This is a genomic window from Actinomadura scrupuli (genome assembly GCF_050971785.1).
Lineage (GTDB): Bacteria > Actinomycetota > Actinomycetes > Streptosporangiales > Streptosporangiaceae > Actinomadura_E > Actinomadura_E scrupuli.
Genome location: NZ_JBPCCU010000001.1, coordinates 1,373,483 through 1,389,718 on the forward strand (window position 1 = coordinate 1,373,483; position 16,236 = coordinate 1,389,718).

Annotated in this window: 6 protein-coding genes; all 6 read left to right on the top strand. The window is 73.0% G+C overall.

Features of this window, described 5'->3' with window-relative positions; translation table 11 throughout:
- The first annotated feature begins 33 nt into the window (after positions 1 to 33).
- The 6 genes from ACRYCC_RS06335 to ACRYCC_RS06360 all read left to right on the top strand — a co-directional run bounded on the left by ACRYCC_RS06335 (position 34) and on the right by ACRYCC_RS06360 (position 16,150).
- A complete protein-coding gene (locus ACRYCC_RS06335; protein WP_433809618.1) occupies positions 34 to 11,964 on the top strand; it encodes an amino acid adenylation domain-containing protein in 11,931 nt (3,976 codons plus the stop codon).
- Positions 11,965 to 12,057: 93 nt separating this feature from the next.
- Positions 12,058 to 13,065, top strand: a complete 1,008-nt coding sequence (locus ACRYCC_RS06340; RefSeq protein WP_433809620.1) for an iron-siderophore ABC transporter substrate-binding protein — start codon at positions 12,058 to 12,060, stop codon at positions 13,063 to 13,065.
- A 79-nt stretch (positions 13,066 to 13,144) separates the two neighbouring features.
- A complete protein-coding gene (locus tag ACRYCC_RS06345; protein ID WP_433809622.1) occupies positions 13,145 to 14,419 on the top strand; it encodes a lysine N(6)-hydroxylase/L-ornithine N(5)-oxygenase family protein in 1,275 nt (424 codons plus the stop codon).
- Positions 14,416 to 14,622 carry an MbtH family protein gene (locus ACRYCC_RS06350; RefSeq protein ID WP_433809623.1) on the top strand — a complete coding sequence of 69 codons (207 nt, stop codon included), beginning with the start codon at positions 14,416 to 14,418 and terminating at the stop codon, positions 14,620 to 14,622. Before ACRYCC_RS06345 ends, ACRYCC_RS06350 begins: the two co-directional genes overlap by 4 nt.
- Positions 14,619 to 15,365, top strand: a complete 747-nt coding sequence (locus ACRYCC_RS06355) for a siderophore-interacting protein (RefSeq protein WP_433809624.1) — start codon at positions 14,619 to 14,621, stop codon at positions 15,363 to 15,365. The genes ACRYCC_RS06350 and ACRYCC_RS06355 overlap by 4 nt, the downstream gene beginning before the upstream one ends.
- 272 nt (positions 15,366 to 15,637) lie before the next feature.
- Positions 15,638 to 16,150, top strand: a complete 513-nt coding sequence (locus ACRYCC_RS06360) for a hypothetical protein (RefSeq protein ID WP_433809625.1) — start codon at positions 15,638 to 15,640, stop codon at positions 16,148 to 16,150.
- The last annotated feature ends 86 nt before the right edge of the window (positions 16,151 to 16,236 follow it).

Below are 16,236 nucleotides of genomic sequence, written 5' to 3' on the forward strand. Positions count from 1 at the left end.
CCTGGACCTGGCCGGACAACGGAAGAGTTGAGCGTGCAGGAGCAGACGGCCGCCCGGCGGCGCGAACTGATGCGGCGGATGATGGCCCAGGCGGGCCTCGGCCCTGACACCGATCGGATCGCCCCCCGAGGCTCCGGTGGCCCCGGCCCGCTGTCATACGCGCAGCAGAGCATGTGGCTGCACCACCAGGCGTTCCCGGCCAGCCCCGCCTACAACGTCTGTCTCCTGGTCCGCATGGACGGCGACCTGGACACCGGTGCGCTCCGCGAGGCACTGCGCGCCCTGCTGCGCCGGCACGCGGTCCTGCGCACCGTCTACCTCGACGGCCCCTGTCAGCACGTCCTGGACGACGACACCCTCGACCTGCCCGTCCTGGACTGCGCCGACGCCGACGCCCGCGCCGCCGAGCTGGCCGCGCAGCCGTTCGACCTGCGCGCCGAGCGGCCGATCCGCCTGGAGCTGCTGCGCGAGCGCGAGCACGGGTACGCGCTCGTGCTGGTCGTCCACCACATCGCCTGGGACGGCATGACCTGGGGCTCGCTGTCGCGCGACCTGTCGGCCCTGTACCGCGCCGAGGTCACCGGTGCCCCGGACGGGCTGCCGCCGCTGACCGTGCAGTACGCCGACTACGCCGCCTGGGAACAGCGCCGCGAACCGTCCCCGGAGGATCTGGCCTTCTGGCGCGAGCGCCTGGACCCGCCGCCCGCACCCCTCGACCTGCCCGCCGACCACCCGCGCGGCGCGGCCTCGTCCGAACGGGGCGGACGCCGCGCCCGCCGGTTCGGCGACGACGTCACCGCCGGCATGCGCGCCCTGGCCGCGGAGGAGAACATCACCCCGTACATGGTGATGCTGACCGCCCACGCCGTGCTCCTGCACCGCTACACCGGCGCCGTCGACATCGCGATCGGCTCGGCCGTGATGAACCGCGAGCACACCGAGATCGAGCGGCTCGTCGGCAACTTCGGCAACACCCTGGTCCTGCGCACCGACCTGTCCGGCACCCCGACCTTCCGCGCGGCCCTGCGCCGGGTCCGCGACGTCGCCGGCGACGCCTTCGCCCACCAGGCACTGCCCTACGACAAGATCGTCGAAGAGCTGCGTCCCGCCCGCCGGGCCGGCCGGTCCCCGTTCTTCGACACCATGCTGCTGTTCCTCGCCCAGGAGATCGGCGACCTCGACCTGCCCGGGGTGCGCACCTCCTGGAGCCACATCCACAACGGGACCACCCACTTCGACCTGTCGCTGGAGGCGTTCGTCCGCCCGGACGGGATGCTGGTGGAGGCCACGTTCCGGCGCGAGCTGTTCGAGGACGCCCGCATCGACGCGCTCCTGCGCCATCTCGAGACCCTGATGCGCGCCGCGCTCACCGACCCCGACCGGGCGATCGGCGCGCTGGAGCTGATGGACGACGCCGAACGCGCGGTCATCGCGACCGCCAACGACACCGACCGGGCGGTCTCCGCCGAGACGGTCGTGTCACTGTTCGAGGAGCAGGTCCGCCGCACCCCTGACGCGGTCGCGGTGGAGGGCGAGGGCGGCCCCCTCACCTACGCCGAACTCGACGCGCGGGCCCGCGGCCTGGCCGGCGTCCTGCGCGCCCGGGGCGCCGCCCCCGGCCAGGTGGTCGCGCTCGCCCTGCCCCGCACCGCCGACCTGGTCATCGCCCTGCTGGGCGTCCTGAAGACGGGGGCCGCCTATCTGCCCCTGGATCTGGACCACCCCGCCGACCGGCTCGCCTACATGCTCGGCGACGCCGGCCCGCTCTGCGTGCTCGCCACCCCGCAGACCGCGCACCTGGTGCCCGAGGGCACCGGAACGCTCGTCCTGAAAGAGGCGGCCGGGGACGGCACCCCGCCGGCCGACCCCGGCCCCGCCGCCCCGGTCGCCCCGGCCGACCTCGCCTACGTGATCTACACCTCCGGGTCGACCGGCCGCCCCAAGGGCGTCGCCATCCCGCACGTGGCCCTGACGAACTTCCTGCTCACCATGAGGGAACGGCTCGCGCTCACCCCGGCCGACCGGCTGGTCGCCGTGACCACGATCGCCTTCGACATCGCGGCGCTCGAACTGTACGTCCCGCTCCTCAGCGGCGCCACGGTCGTGCTCGCCACCCGGGCGCAGGTACGCGACCCCGCCGCGCTCGGCGCGCTCCTGGCCGGTGCGACCGTCGTGCAGGCCACCCCGTCGCTGCTCGGCTCGCTCGACCCCGCCGCCCTCCAGGGCCTGCGGGTCCTGGTCGGCGGCGAGGCGCTGCCCCCGGCGCTGGCGGGGACGCTCGCCGAGGTGACGTCCGAGGCGGTCAACGTGTACGGGCCGACCGAGGCCACCGTCTGGGCGACGGCCGCCGACCTGCCCGCCACCGGTATCGGCCGCCCGTTCCGGAACACCCGTGCCCACGTGCTGGACGCCGCGCTGCTCCCCGTGCCGGTGGGCGTGCCGGGCGAGCTGTACCTGGCGGGCGTGCAGCTGGCCCGCGGCTACGTCGGCCGCCCGGACCTCACCGCCGAACGCTTCACCGCCGACCCGTTCGGCCCGCCCGGCACCCGCATGTACCGCACCGGCGACCTGGCCCGCCGCGGCCGGGACGGATCGCTGGAGTACCTCGGCCGCACCGACGACCAGGTCAAGATCCGCGGGTTCCGGATCGAGCCCGCCGAGGTCCAGGCCGTGCTCGCCGGGCATCCCGGCGTCGCCCAGGCCGCGGTCGTGGTGCGCGAGGACGTGCCGGGCGACCCCCGCCTGATCGGCTATCTCGTGCTCCGCGACGACGCCGAACCCGACGACGTGCGCCGCTCGGCCGTCGCGGTCCTGCCGGAGTACATGGTGCCCGCCGCGCTCGTCCCGCTGGAGGAGCTGCCGCGCACCGTCAACGGCAAGCTCGACCGGGCCGCGCTGCCCGCGCCCGAGGCGCAGATCTCCGGACGCGAACCGCGCGACGCGCGGGAGGCCGCGCTGTGCGCCGTGTTCGCCGAGACCCTCGGCCTGGACCGTGTCGGCATCGACGACGACTTCTTCGCCCTCGGCGGGCACTCGCTGCTGGCCACCCGCCTGGCCGGCCGGGTCCGGACGGTCCTGGACGCCGAACTCACCATCGCCGACGTCTTCGAGGCCCGCACGGTCGCCGAACTCGCGCCCCGCCTGGCGGACGGCGCCGGGCTCCGCGTCCGCGACGTCACCCGGCCCGGCACCGTCCCGGCGTCGGCCGCCCAGCGCGGCCTGTGGTTCGAGGAACGGCTGCGCGGCCCGTCGGCGGCGTACGCGCTGCCCCTCGGCCTGCGCCTGACCGGCCCCGTGGATCCCGGCGCGCTCCGGGCGGCGCTCGGCGACGTCGTCGCCCGGCACGAGACGCTGCGGACCCTGCTCGTCGAAGGCCCCGACGGGCTGCCCGTCCAGCACATCCTGGACGAGGCCGCCGTCACCCTGGACGTCGTCGACGCCACCGGCTGGGACGCCGACCGGCTCGCCCGGGCCCAGTCCGCCGCCGCCGCGCACGTGTTCGACGTCGGCGCCGACCTCCCGATCCGCGCCACCCTGTGGAAGGTCACCGATCGCGAGTCGGTGCTGGTCCTCGTCCAGCACCATGCCTTCGCCGACGAATGGTCGTTCACCCCGCTGCTGGCCGACCTGTCCCGCGCCTACACCGCCCGCCTCGGCGGCGCCGCCCCCGGCTGGGCGCCCCTGCCCGTCCAGTACGCCGACTACACCGCCTGGCAGCTGGCCACCGACGATCACACCGCCTCGCTCGGCTTCTGGGCCGGCACCCTGGCGGGCCTGCCGGAGGAGACGGCGCTGCCGCTGGACCGGCCGCGGCCCGCCGAGGCGAGCCACCGCGGCGCGCTCGTGCCGTTCCGGCTGCCGCTGGCCGGGATCCGCCGGCTGGCCGCCGACAGCGGCACCAGCGTGTTCATGGTCCTGCACGCGGCCGTCGCCGCGCTGCTCCAGCGGTCCGGCGCGGGCGAGGACATCGCGCTCGGCTCCCCGATCGCCGCCCGCGGCGACGAGGACCTCGCCGATCTGGTCGGCGTGTTCGTCAACCTGCTGGTCCTGCGCACCGACCTGTCGGGCGACCCGACGTTCGCCGAGCTCCTCGACCGGGTCAAGGCCGCCGACCTGGCCGCGTTCTCCCACGCCGGCGTCCCGTTCGACCGGGTCGTGGAACGCCTCGCCCCGGAACGGTCACTGGCCCGCAGTCCGCTGTTCCAGGTCATGATCGTGCACCAGCGGCTGGACGACGTACGGCTGCGCCTGCCCGGGGTGAGCGCGGAGCCGTTCCTGCCCGAGACCGGCGGCGTCAAGTTCGACCTCGACCTGTACTTCGCCGAGGGAGAGCAGGAGATCGAGGGGTTCGCCGCCTACGCCACCGACCTGTTCGACCCCGAGACCATCACCGGCCTGCTCGACCGGCTCGCCGACCTGCTGGCCCGGGCGGCGGACGCCCCCGGCACCCGCCTGTCGTCCTTCGCCGCCCCGTTCGCCGCCGTCGAGCCCGCCCGCACCCTGCCCTACCGTTCCCCCGCCGAGCTCCTGGCCGCGCAGACCGCCCGCACGCCCGACGCGACCGCCCTGGTCTTCGACGGCACCGCCCTGACCTACGCCGAGCTCGACCGGCGAGCCGAGGACCTCGCCGACCGGCTCGCGGCGTGCGGCGCCGGACCCGAGCAGACCGTCGCGATCGCCCTGCCGCGCTCGGCCGAGTTCGCCGTGGCGCTCGTCGCGATCCTCAAGACCGGCGCGGCCTACCTGCCGATCGACACGACCTACCCCAGGGCCCGGATCGATCTGATGCTCCAGGTCGCCCGCCCCCTGCTCGTCCTCGGGTCCGACGACCCGCCCGGCTCCGCGCCGCCGCGCCCCCGCCGTGCGCCCGACCCCGCCCACCCCGCCTACGTCATCTTCACGTCGGGGTCGACCGGCACGCCGAAGGCCGTCGTCGGCACCCAGCGGGCGCTCGGCAACCGGCTCGCCTGGGGCACGGAGCTGGCCGAACCCGGCGTCCGGGTCGCCAAGAGCTCGCCGTCGTTCATCGACGGCACCACCGAACTGCTCGGCGGCCTGGTCGCGGGCGACACCATCGTGATCGCCGACGACGCCACCGCCACCGATCCGCTCGCCCTGTCGTCCTTCATCGACCGGCACCGGATCACGTTCGTGACCGTGGTCCCCAGCCTGCTGGCCGCCCTGCTGGAGACCGGCGACCTGCCCTCCGTCACCACCTGGGTCAGCAGCGGCGAGGCGCTGCCGCCCGCGCTGGCCGCCCGTGTCCCGGGCCGCCTGGTCGACCTGTACGGATGCTCGGAGGCCGCCGGCGACAGCCTCGTCTCCGAGGGCGGCGGCCTGGTCCCGATCGCCGGGACCACCGCCCTGGTCCTGGACGACGCGCTGCGCGAGGCCCCGGTCGGCGAGCTGTATCTCGCCGGGGACGGCCTGGCCCGCGGCTACCTGGGCGACCCCGCTCGCACCTCCGAACGGTTCGTGGCCGCCCCGTTCGGCCCGCCCGGCACCCGCATGTACCGCACCGGCGACCGGGTCCGGAGGCGGCGCGACGGCGGCCTGGACTTCCTGGGCCGCGCCGACGACCAGGTCAAGATCCGCGGGTTCCGGATCGAGCCCGGCGAGATCGAGGCCGTCCTGACCGCGCAGCCCGGCGTCCGGCAGGCCGCCGTCGCGGCCCGCTCCGGTCCCCGCCTGGTCGGCTACGTCGTCGGCGACGCCGACCTGGACGCCCTGCACACCCGGCTCGGCGAGCTCCTGCCCGGCTACCTGGTCCCGGCCGTCCTGGTCGGCCTGGACGCACTGCCCCTCAACCCCAACGGCAAGGTCGACCGGCGCGCCCTGCCCGAACCCGCCGTCCACGAGGGCCGCGCCCCGGCCACCGGTGCGGAGCGGCTGGTGGCCGCACTGGTCGCCGAGACCCTCGGACGTGACGGCGTGTCCGCCGACGACGACTTCTTCCGCATCGGCGGCGACAGCATCAGCGCGGCCCTGCTCGTCGCCCGGGCCCGCCGCGCCGGAGTCTCCTTCACCGTGCGCGAGGTGTTCCGCCTGCGTACCGTCGCCGCGCTCGCCCACGGCGGCATCGCCACCGCCCCGGCCGTCCCCGCCTCCCTCGCCCCCGTGCCGGACGGTGGCGAACTGCCGCTGTCACCGCTGCAGGAGGGCCTGCTCTTCCACCTGATGATGGCCGGGGACGACCGCGACATCTACGTCCAGCAGGCCGTGGTCACCCTCACCGGCCCCGTCGACCCCGACCGGCTCGCCATCGCGGCGCGGCACGTCCTGGAGAAGTTCCCCAACCTGAGGGCCGGGTTCCGCACCGAGGGCGGGCAGAGCGTCCAGTTCGTGCCCGAGAAGTTCGAGGTCGACTGGGCCTACGCCGACGCCGGCGGCGCCGAGGAGCTGGAGGCGTTCGTGGAGGGCCAGCGGGCCCGCCCGTTCACGCCCGGCGAGCCGCCGCTGATCCGCTTCGGCCTCGCCCGGACCGGCCCCGGGGACTTCCGGCTGGTCCTCACCTCCGAGCTGATCCTGCTCGACGGGTGGTCCGGCGGCCTCCTGGTCACCTCCCTGCTGGACTTCTACGGTGATGCCGAGGCCGAGGCGGCCCGCCCGGTGACCCCTTTCCGCGCGTACCTCGACTGGATCGGCCGCCAGGACCGGGAGGCAGCGGTCAAGGCGTGGTGCGCCGGCCTGGACGGGCTCGGCGAGCCGACCCTGCTCCGGCCCGAGCTCGCCGGGCGCCCCGCCGACCTGGCCACGGCCGGCGAGATCCACCGGGAGCTGCCCGGCGACCTGGCGGCGCGGATCGGCACGCTCGCCCGCACCACCGGCCTGACCCTCGGCACCCTGTACGAGACGGCGTGGGGGCTGCTGCTGATGGGCCTGACCGGCCGCGACGACGTGGTGTTCGGCGCCTCGGTGTCGGGCCGCCACCCCGACGTCGACGGCGTCGAGTCGATCGTGGGCCTGCTGTTCAACACGATCCCGGTCCGGGTCCGGGCGCGCGGCGGCGACCCTCTGCGGGCCGTACTGGAACGGGTCCAGACCGCCCGGTCGGAGCTGTTCGACCACTCCTACGTCGCGCTCGCCGACGTACAGCGCGCCCTGGGCCTGGGCACGCTGTTCGACACCCTCTTCGTGTTCCAGAACTTCCCCGGGATGCCGACGGACCGCGGGTTCGGCCCCGGCGGCGACGTGCGCGTACGCGGGCGCGAGGTCCGCGACGCCACCCACTACCCGGTCACCATGGTCGTCGACCCCGGCGCGGGCCTGCGGGTCATGCACCGCGGCGACGCCCTGACCACGGCCGAGACCGAGCGGCTCGCCGACCGGTACCTCCAGATCCTGGAGACCCTCGCCGCCGCCCCGGACACCACGTGCGACCGGCTGGACCTGCTGCTGCCCGACGAGCACGCGCGGCTGGCCGCCGACCGTGCGGCGTCCGTGCGGCACGTGCCCGAGTCGACCATCGCCGAACTCCTCGCCGAGCAGGCCGCGCGGACCCCCGACGAAGTCGCGCTGGTCTCCCGCCCCGACGTCTCCCTCACCTACGCCGAGCTGAACGCCCAGGTCAACCGGCTGGCCCGGCTGCTGCGCGCGCACGGTGCCGGTCCCGAGCGGGTCGTCGCGCTGGCCCTGCCCCGCTCGGCGCAGATGGTCGTCGCGCTGTTCGCGGTGCTGCGGACGGGCGCGGCGTACCTGCCGCTGGAGCTCGACTACCCGGCCGACCGGCTCGACTACATGCTGGCCGACGCCGCACCCGCGGTGCTGGTGTCGCACGCCGGCATCGCCGCGGGTCTCACGCACGCCGGGACCACCGTCCCGCTCGACGACCCGGCCGTCCAGGACGCCCTGGCGGCCCTGCCCGCCGGCGACCTGACCGACGACGAGCTGCCCGGATTCACCAGGGGCACCCCCGGACGCCTCGCCCACCCGGCCTACGTCATCTACACCTCCGGGTCGACGGGCCGCCCCAAGGGCGTCGTCACGCCGTACCTGGGCCTGACCAACATGCAGTTCAACCACCGCGCCAACATCTTCGACCCGGTCGTCGCCGCGGCGGGACGGCGGCTGCGGATCGCCCACACCGTCTCCTTCTCCTTCGACATGTCGTGGGAGGAACTGCTGTGGCTCATCGAGGGGCACGAGGTCCACGTCTGCGACGAGGACCTGCGGCGCGACGCCGAGGCGCTGACGTCCTATCTGCGCGAGCACCGCATCGACGTCATCAACGTCACCCCTACCTACGCCCAGCAGCTTCTGGAGGAGGGTCTGCTGGACGGCGAGCACCGGCCGCCGCTGGTCCTGCTCGGCGGTGAGGCCGTCCCCGCTGCGGTGTGGGACCGGCTGGCCGGCGCGGAGGGCGTCCTGGGCTACAACCTGTACGGGCCGACCGAGTACACCATCAACACGCTCGGCGGCGGCACCGACGACAGCGCCACGCCCACGGTCGGCAAGCCCATCTGGAACACCCTCGGCCACGTCCTGGACGGCTGGCTGCGCCCGGTCCCGCCGGGTGTGCCGGGCGAGCTGTACATCGCGGGCGCGGGACTGGCCCGCGGCTACCTCGGCCGCCCCGACCTGACCGCCGAGCGGTTCGTCGCCGACCCGTTCGGCGGGGGCCGCATGTACCGGACCGGCGACCTGGTCCGGGTCCGCCCCGACGGCAACATCGACTTCCTGGGCCGTACCGACGACCAGGTCAAGATCCGCGGGTACCGGGTCGAGCTGGAGGAGATCGAGACCGCCCTGGCCGGCGAGCCGGGCGTCGGGCAGGCCGCGGTCGTCGCGGCCGACACCGACGTGCCCGGGGTCAAGCGGCTGATCGGGTACGTCGTCCCCGACGGCGTCGCGCAGCCCGAGGCCGAGGACGAGCACGTCGCGGAGTGGCGGCAGATCTACGACGCGGAGTACACCGAGATTGGCACCGCCGTCCACACCGAGGACTTCGCCGGCTGGGACAGCAGCTACGACGGACGGCCGATCCCGCTGGAGCACATGCGGGAGTGGCGGGAGAACACCCTGGAGCGGATCACCGCACTGGCGCCCCGCCGCATCCTGGAGATCGGCGTCGGCACCGGCCTGCTGCTGGCGCGGCTGGCACCGGACGCCGAGAGCTACTGGGGCACCGACTTCGCCGGGCCCGTCATCGACAAGCTGCGCGCGGACCTCGACCCGGACTCGCCGGTGCGGCTGCTCTGCCGGCCCGCCCACGACACCACCGGGCTCCCTGAGGACTTCTTCGACACCGTCGTGATCAATTCGGTGGTGCAGTACTTCCCCGGCGCCGGATACCTGACCGATGTGATCGGCAAGGCACTGGACCTGCTCGTGCCGGGCGGGGCCCTGTTCATCGGCGACGTCCGGGACCTGCGGTCGCTCCGGGTCTTCCACGCCGCGATCCAGCTGGGCCGGGGCGGAGACCTGAGGGCCGTCGACCGGGCGGTCCGGATGGAGAAGGAACTGCTGCTGGACCCGGCGTTCTTCAGCTCGCTGGAGTCGGCCGGCCGCGTCGAGGTCCGCACCAAGCGGGGCGTCCACCACAACGAGCTGACGAGGCATCGCTACGACGTCACGCTATGGAAGTCCCCTGTCCCGGCGCCGCCGCACACGCCCGTCGTGGACTGGACGGGACCTGGCGTCCTGGCCGAGCTGCCCGCGGGCCCGGTGCGGCTGCGGGGCATCCCCGACCCGAGGGTGTCGGCCGAGGCCGCGGCGCTGCGCGCCCTGGCGGACGGAGCACCCGGCGCGGACGCCGCCGCCCTGCTGGCGGAGCCCGCGCGGGGGTTCGAGCCCGAGGAACTGTACGCCCTCGACCCGGCCGTGGTCACGACCCCCTCGGACGTGGTCGGCCGCTACGACGCGGTGTTCGGCGGCGGCTCGGCGAGCCCGGCCGCCGAGCCCGGACGGCGTCCCGAGCAGTACGCCAACAACCCGGCCGCCGCCCGTGATCTGGGGGCGCTGGCCGCCAGGGTCCGTGACGGGCTGAAGCAGCGGCTGCCCGCCTACATGGTGCCGGCCGCGGTGGTGACGCTGGACGCGCTGCCCCTGACCGTCAACGGCAAGCTCGACCGGCGGGCTCTGCCCGCGCCCGGCCGGAGCGGCCCCACCGCGACGGGACGGGCCCCGCGCACCCCGGTCGAGCGGCTGCTGAGTGCCCTGTTCGCCGAGGTCCTGGACGTCTCCACGGTCGGAATCGACGACGGGTTCTTCGACCTCGGCGGGCACTCCCTGCTGGCCACGCGGCTGATCGGTAAGGCCCGCACGGTGCTGCGCGCCGAACTGGCCATCCGCGACCTGTTCGAAGCGCCGACGGTGGCCGAACTGGCCGCCCGGGTGCACGCTCGCGCGGGGGAGGAGTTGCGCCCGCCGCTGGAGGCGCGCGTACGTCCCGAGCGGGTGCCGCTGTCGTTTGCGCAGCGGCGCCTGTGGGTGCTCGACCAGATCCTGCGCGAGGACGACGGCCCCCGCGAGGCCTACCACCTGCCGCTGGCGGTGCGGCTGCGCGGTGACCTCGACCTGGCCGCGCTGGAGGCGGCGATCGGCGACATAGTGGCCCGGCACGAGAGCCTGCGCACGGTGTTCCCCGAGCACCAGGGCGTGCCCTACCAGCGGATCCTGTCGCCGCAGGAGGCCCGTCCCGTCCTGGAGGTCTCCACGGCCGAACCGGCCGAGGTGATCGGCCGCCCGTTCGACCTGGCCGCGCGGATCCCGCTGCGGGTCGCGGTCCTGCCTGCGGGGGAGGGGGAGCACCTGCTGCTCGCGGTCTTCCATCACATCGCGTTCGACGAGTGGTCGTTCGGCCCGTTCGCCCGCGACGTGGCCCGCGCCTACACCGCCCGCCTGGACGGCGCCGCGCCCGACTGGGAACCGGCCGCCGTGCAGTACGCCGACTACACCCTCTGGCAGGGCGACCTGCTCGGAGACCCGCTCGACCCCGGCAGCCGGCACGCCCGCCAGCTCGCCTACTGGGCGCAGGCCCTCTCGGGGCTGCCGGAGGAGATCCCGCTGCCGGTCGACCGGGACCGCCCGGCGCGGGTCGGGCAGCGGGGCGGCACCGCCGTCCGCGATCTGCCCCGCCCGCTGGTGGAACGGCTGCGGTCGGTGGCCCGCTCGGGCGGCGCCACGATGTTCATGGTCTGCCAGGCCGCGGTCGCCGCGCTCCTGCACCGGACGGGCGCGGGAGACGACATGCCGCTGGGCAGCCCGGTCGCCGGGCGCACCGACGAGGCCGCCGGAGATCTGGTCGGGTTCTTCGTCAACACGCTGGTGCTGCGCGCGGACGTCTCGGGCGACCCGTCGTTCACCGAGCTGCTGAGCCGGGTCCGCGACACCGACCTGGCCGGCCTCGCCCACCAGGACCTGCCGTTCGAGGCGCTGGTCGAGGCGCTGCGCCCGCGCCGGGTGCCGGGCCGCAACCCGCTGTTCCAGGTGATGGTCGGCTACGAGAACCAGGGCCTCGGCGAGGTGGTGTTCCCCGGACTCGAGCAGACCCCGGCGGAGTTCGGCCCGGCGGCGGCCAAGTTCGACCTGGACTTCATCTTCCGCGAGGACGGCGACGCGCTGCGGCTGATCGTCGACTACTCGGCGGAGCTGTTCGAGGAGTCCACGGTCGAGGCGATGATCGAGGCCCTGCTCGGGGTGTTCGAGGCGGTCGCGGACGCGCCCGACGCACCAGTTGGCGACCTGCCCACGACGCTCAGCGCCCGCTCCGTCACCGGGGCGGCGCCTGACCACGGCGGGCGGCGTGACGACGACCGGGAGGCCGCGCTCTGCCGGATCTTCGCCGCGGCGCTCGACGTCGACGTGGTCGGCCCGGACGACGATTTCTTCGATCTGGGCGGCCACTCGCTGCTGGCGATGCGACTGGTGCGCCGGATCCGGCAGGAGCCGGGCTGCGCGGGCGTCAAGGTCGCGACCTTGATGACCGCCCCGACCGTCAGATCGCTACTGAATCGTTTGGAATGAGGCCTTCCTTGCCCCTGCAAAGATTGTTAACTTAGGTAAGCCTTACCTAATATGCGATCTCTCATCGATATCCCCGGAAGGACCTTCCCCCTGATGCGCAACCCGATGCGCCGCCTGGCCGCGGCCGGAGCGCTGGTGCTCGGCTTCGGCCTCGTCACCGCCTGCGGCGACAGTGACACGCCCGCCGACCCCCCCGTGTCGGCGTCCGCCGGTGCCTTCCCGGTCACCATCACCCACAAGCTCGGCACCACCAAGATCGACATCGCCCCCAAGCGGATCGTCGCCCTTGGCGAGGCCGACCAGGACACACTGCTCGCGCTGGGCGTCCAGCCGGTCGGGATGGCCGAGCTGACCGGAGTCGAGGCCGACGGGCTCGCTCCCTGGAGCGCCCCCAAGATCACAGGCACCAGACCGACCCTCCTCAAGGTCGGTGAGTCGGGCTTCTCCCTGGAGCGGATCGCGGCCCTCAAGCCGGACCTGATCCTGGCTGCGGGCGACTTCTACATCGACAAGGAGTACGCCAAGCTCTCGCGGCTCGCGCCCACCGTCGCCTACCAGACCGGCCCGGCCGAGGACGGCTGGCAGTCCATCGCGGCCCAGGTCGCCAAGGCCATCGGCCGCACCGCGGACGGCCAGAAGCTCGTCACCGACGTCGAGACGAAGATCGGCTCGGTCAGGACCACCTACCCGGAGCTCACCGGCAAGGCCTTCGCGCTCACCAGCGTGTTCCCCTCGGGCAACATCGGCGTGATGAAGTCCGACGCCGACACCAGCGTCAAGCTGTTCGACCTGTTCGGTCTCGTCCTGCCCGACCAGCTCAAGAAGCTTCCGGGCGAGGGCTTCGCCGCCGAACTGAGCATGGAGAAGGTCAAGGTCCTCGACGTCGACGTGCTCCTCAGCCACTACAACGACGACCCCGCCACCCAGAAGAAGATCGAGGGCAACAAGCTGTTCGGCAGCTTGAACGTGGTCAGGCGCGGCTCCTACGTGCCGCTGGACCTCAAGTCGTTCTGGCCGCTCCGTACCCCCACCCCGCTGTCGGTGCCCTACGTCGTCGACCAGATCGTTCCCCGGATCGCCAAGGCGGCCAAGGCCACCTGACCCGCCTCCTCCGCGGCCGGGCCCCGGCCGCGGAGGCCCGCCCCTCAGCACAGTCGGCCACAGCACACGAAAGGCGAGCATGGCGACCCCCGTCTATGACGTCGTGGGAATCGGCTTCGGCCCCTCCAACCTCGCACTCGCGGTAGCGCTCGAAGAAGAGCACGGCCCGGGAGTCAACGCGATCTTCTTTGAGCGCCAACCCGAGTTCGGATGGCATCGCGGCATGCTCATCGAGGGCGCCACCATGCAGGTGTCGTTCCTCAAGGACCTGGTGACGATGAGGAATCCCGCCAGTCCCCACACGTTCCTGTCCTACCTCCAGGCGCGGAACCGTCTCGTCGACTTCATCAACCACAAGACGATGTACCCGAGCCGGCTGGAGTTCCATGACTACCTCGAGTGGGTCGCGGCGTCCTTCACCGGACTGGTCCGCTACGGGTCCGAGGTCGTCGCCGTACGCCCCCACGACCGCGACATCCTGGAGGTCGTGGTCCGGCGCGGCGACGAGCTGCACACCTGCCTGACCCGCAACCTCGTCCTGGCCACCGGCCTGGACCCCGTGCTCCCCGACGGCGTGCGCCTCGGCGACCGCGTCTGGCACACCGAGGAGCTCCTGGTCCGGCTGGCCGGTCTCGGCGGAGCCCAGCCCGGCCGGTTCGTCGTGGTCGGCGCCGGGCAGAGCGCCGCCGAGGCCGCCGAACACCTGCACCGCAGCTATCCGGCCGCCGAGGTCTGCGCGGTCTTCAGCCGGTACGGCTACTCGCCCGCGGACGACAGCTCCTTCGCCAACCGCATCTTCGACCCCGAGGCGGTCGACCACTTCTACGCCGCCCCCGAGGACGTGAAGCGGATGCTGCTCGGATACTCCCGCAACACCAACTACTCCGTCGTCGACCTCGAACTCATCGACGAGCTGTACCGCCGCGTCTACGCGGAGAAGGTCCAGGGTGTGGAACGCCTGCGTATCCTCAACGCCTCCCGCCTGCTGGGCGTGGACGCCGACGACGGCGCCGTCCGCACCCGGGTGCGCTTCCTTCCCACCGGCGAGGCCAGCACGATCGAGAGCGACGTCATCGTGTTCGCCACCGGATACCGCGAACGCGACCCCCTGGACCTGCTCGGCGAGGCCGGCAAACACTGCCGCACCCGCCCGGAGGGCGGCCTCCAGATCGAACGCGACTACCGGATCGCCACCGACGACGGCCTGACCTGCGGGATCTATCTCCAAGGCGCCACCGAGGACACGCACGGCATCGCCTCGTCACTGCTGTCCATGACGGCGATCCGCACCGGCGAGATCGTCCAGTCCATCGCCCGGCGCTCGGCGCCGCTTCTGCAAGGAGCACCGTCATGACCAACCCGTTCGACGACGTCGAGGGCACCTACCTCATCCTGGTCAACCAGGAGTCCCAGCACTCCCTGTGGCCGTCCTTCGCGTCCGTCCCGGACGGCTGGACCGCGGTGTTCGGTCCCGAAGAGCGTGAGCGGTGCCTGGAGTACGTCCGCGTCCACTGGACCGACCTGCGGCCGCGGAGCCTGGCCGAGGCGGCCCCGTGACCTACGGGCACTACGCCATGCGGGTGATCCGCGTCCAACGGCTCACCCCGCACATGGCCCGGATCACCTTCGGCGGGCTGCGGGGCTTCCCCGGCGCGGGCCTGGACCACCGGGTCAAGGTGTTCTTCCCGCTGCCCGGAGAGGAACGGCCGGTCTACCCGACGGGCGAGGACTGGTGGGAGCGCTGGCAGACAGAACCGGTCCGCGCCGTCTTCCGTACCTACACGATCCGCCGGCACCGCCCCGAGGCGGACGAGGCCGACATCGACTTCGTCCTCCATGGCGATGGCGGCCCGGCCTCGCGGTGGGCGCTGGCCGCCCGCCCCGGTGATCAGGTCGGTCTGTGGGGCCCGCGTGCGGAGTTCGCGCGGCCGCCGGGCACCGACTGGACTCTGCTGGCGGGCGACGAGACCGCCCTGCCCGCCATCGGCGCGCTCCTGGAGTCCGCGGCACCCGGCCCGCGGTCCCGGGTGTTCATCGAAGTCGCCTCCGCCGCCGAAGAACAGGACCTGGCGGCGCCGCCCGGGGCCCACATCACCTGGCTGCACCGTGAGAGCGGCGAATCCCTCGCCGCGGCCGTGCCCGCCACGACACTTCCCGCCGGCCGCCCCTACGCCTGGATCGCCGGCGAGTCCGGCACGGTCACAGCGCTCCGCCGCCACCTCGTGCGCGATCGCGGCTTCCCCCGGAATTCCCTCTACTTCTCCGGCTACTGGCGCCGGGGCGCCGTCTCCGATCCCTGACCTTTCACGTTCGATCGAGCTCGCGAGCAACCATGGGTCCCCGCTCTCGTCTCGAAATCGAGCACGGCTTCATGGGCACATGATCGAAATATCCACGACGTTTTGGGCGTGCTGACGACCTTGATTTTCCACGGTGCCGGCGCTCTTCCCACCGTTCCGAGAGCACGTGGTGCCGGTGGCCAGTGAAGGTCACCACTGTTGTCCAGATGGGGTTCCGTTCGTTTGGATGGGGCGGGCGCTCAAGCTGTTGGTACAAAATCCGGAGGTTCTCCGTGTCCCGCTCGCGTACTCTCATCAGCTCCGCAGCCATCGTCGGCCTGGCTCTGACCGGCCTGGCCACTCCCGCCGCAGCCGACTCCTTCTCCTACTACCGGCTCGATCCTCTCGTCTTCACTCCGCTGTTGCGAGGTAACACCATCGAAGGCCTTCCCGGCACCGAATGCCGCTATCGAGTCCGATACGGCAATTACGGAAATTTGGCATTCGCTCAGATCCGCAGGTACAACTCCTGGTGCGAAAACTACCGCGTTCAGGTCGGAGCATGGCAGGGAAACTCGTTCCAGGTCATTCAGTCCGGCGGATCGGGCATCAACGGTAGTGACGGCTGTGGACAGTACTTCGAACTCCAGGCCACCAGCGGCCCCGGCCGGATCGCGACGCGCGGCACCGCGGTGTCCGGACGACCGAGCCCCAACAGGGATTACTACCATTTCCACGCTGCCGGTTATGGGAGCGGTGGAGCGATTCCGAGCTCCCTGATCGTCGCCCACTGCGACGGGTCGTGACGATGGCGGACGACGCTGTGTGATCTACGGTTCAGGCCGGACGGACCCCAACTGGTTGATCATGGGTTTCGCCTCGCGAGCAACCA

Bases quoted from the DNA above. Each gene is read 5' to 3' on its own strand.
- ACRYCC_RS06350 (WP_433809623.1), top strand. From the start codon at position 14,416: ATGACCAACCCGTTCGACGACGTCGAGGGCACCTACCTCATCCTGGTC.
- ACRYCC_RS06345 (WP_433809622.1), top strand. From the start codon at position 13,145: ATGGCGACCCCCGTCTATGACGTCGTGGGAATCGGCTTCGGCCCCTCC.
- ACRYCC_RS06340 (WP_433809620.1), top strand. From the start codon at position 12,058: ATGCGCAACCCGATGCGCCGCCTGGCCGCGGCCGGAGCGCTGGTGCTC.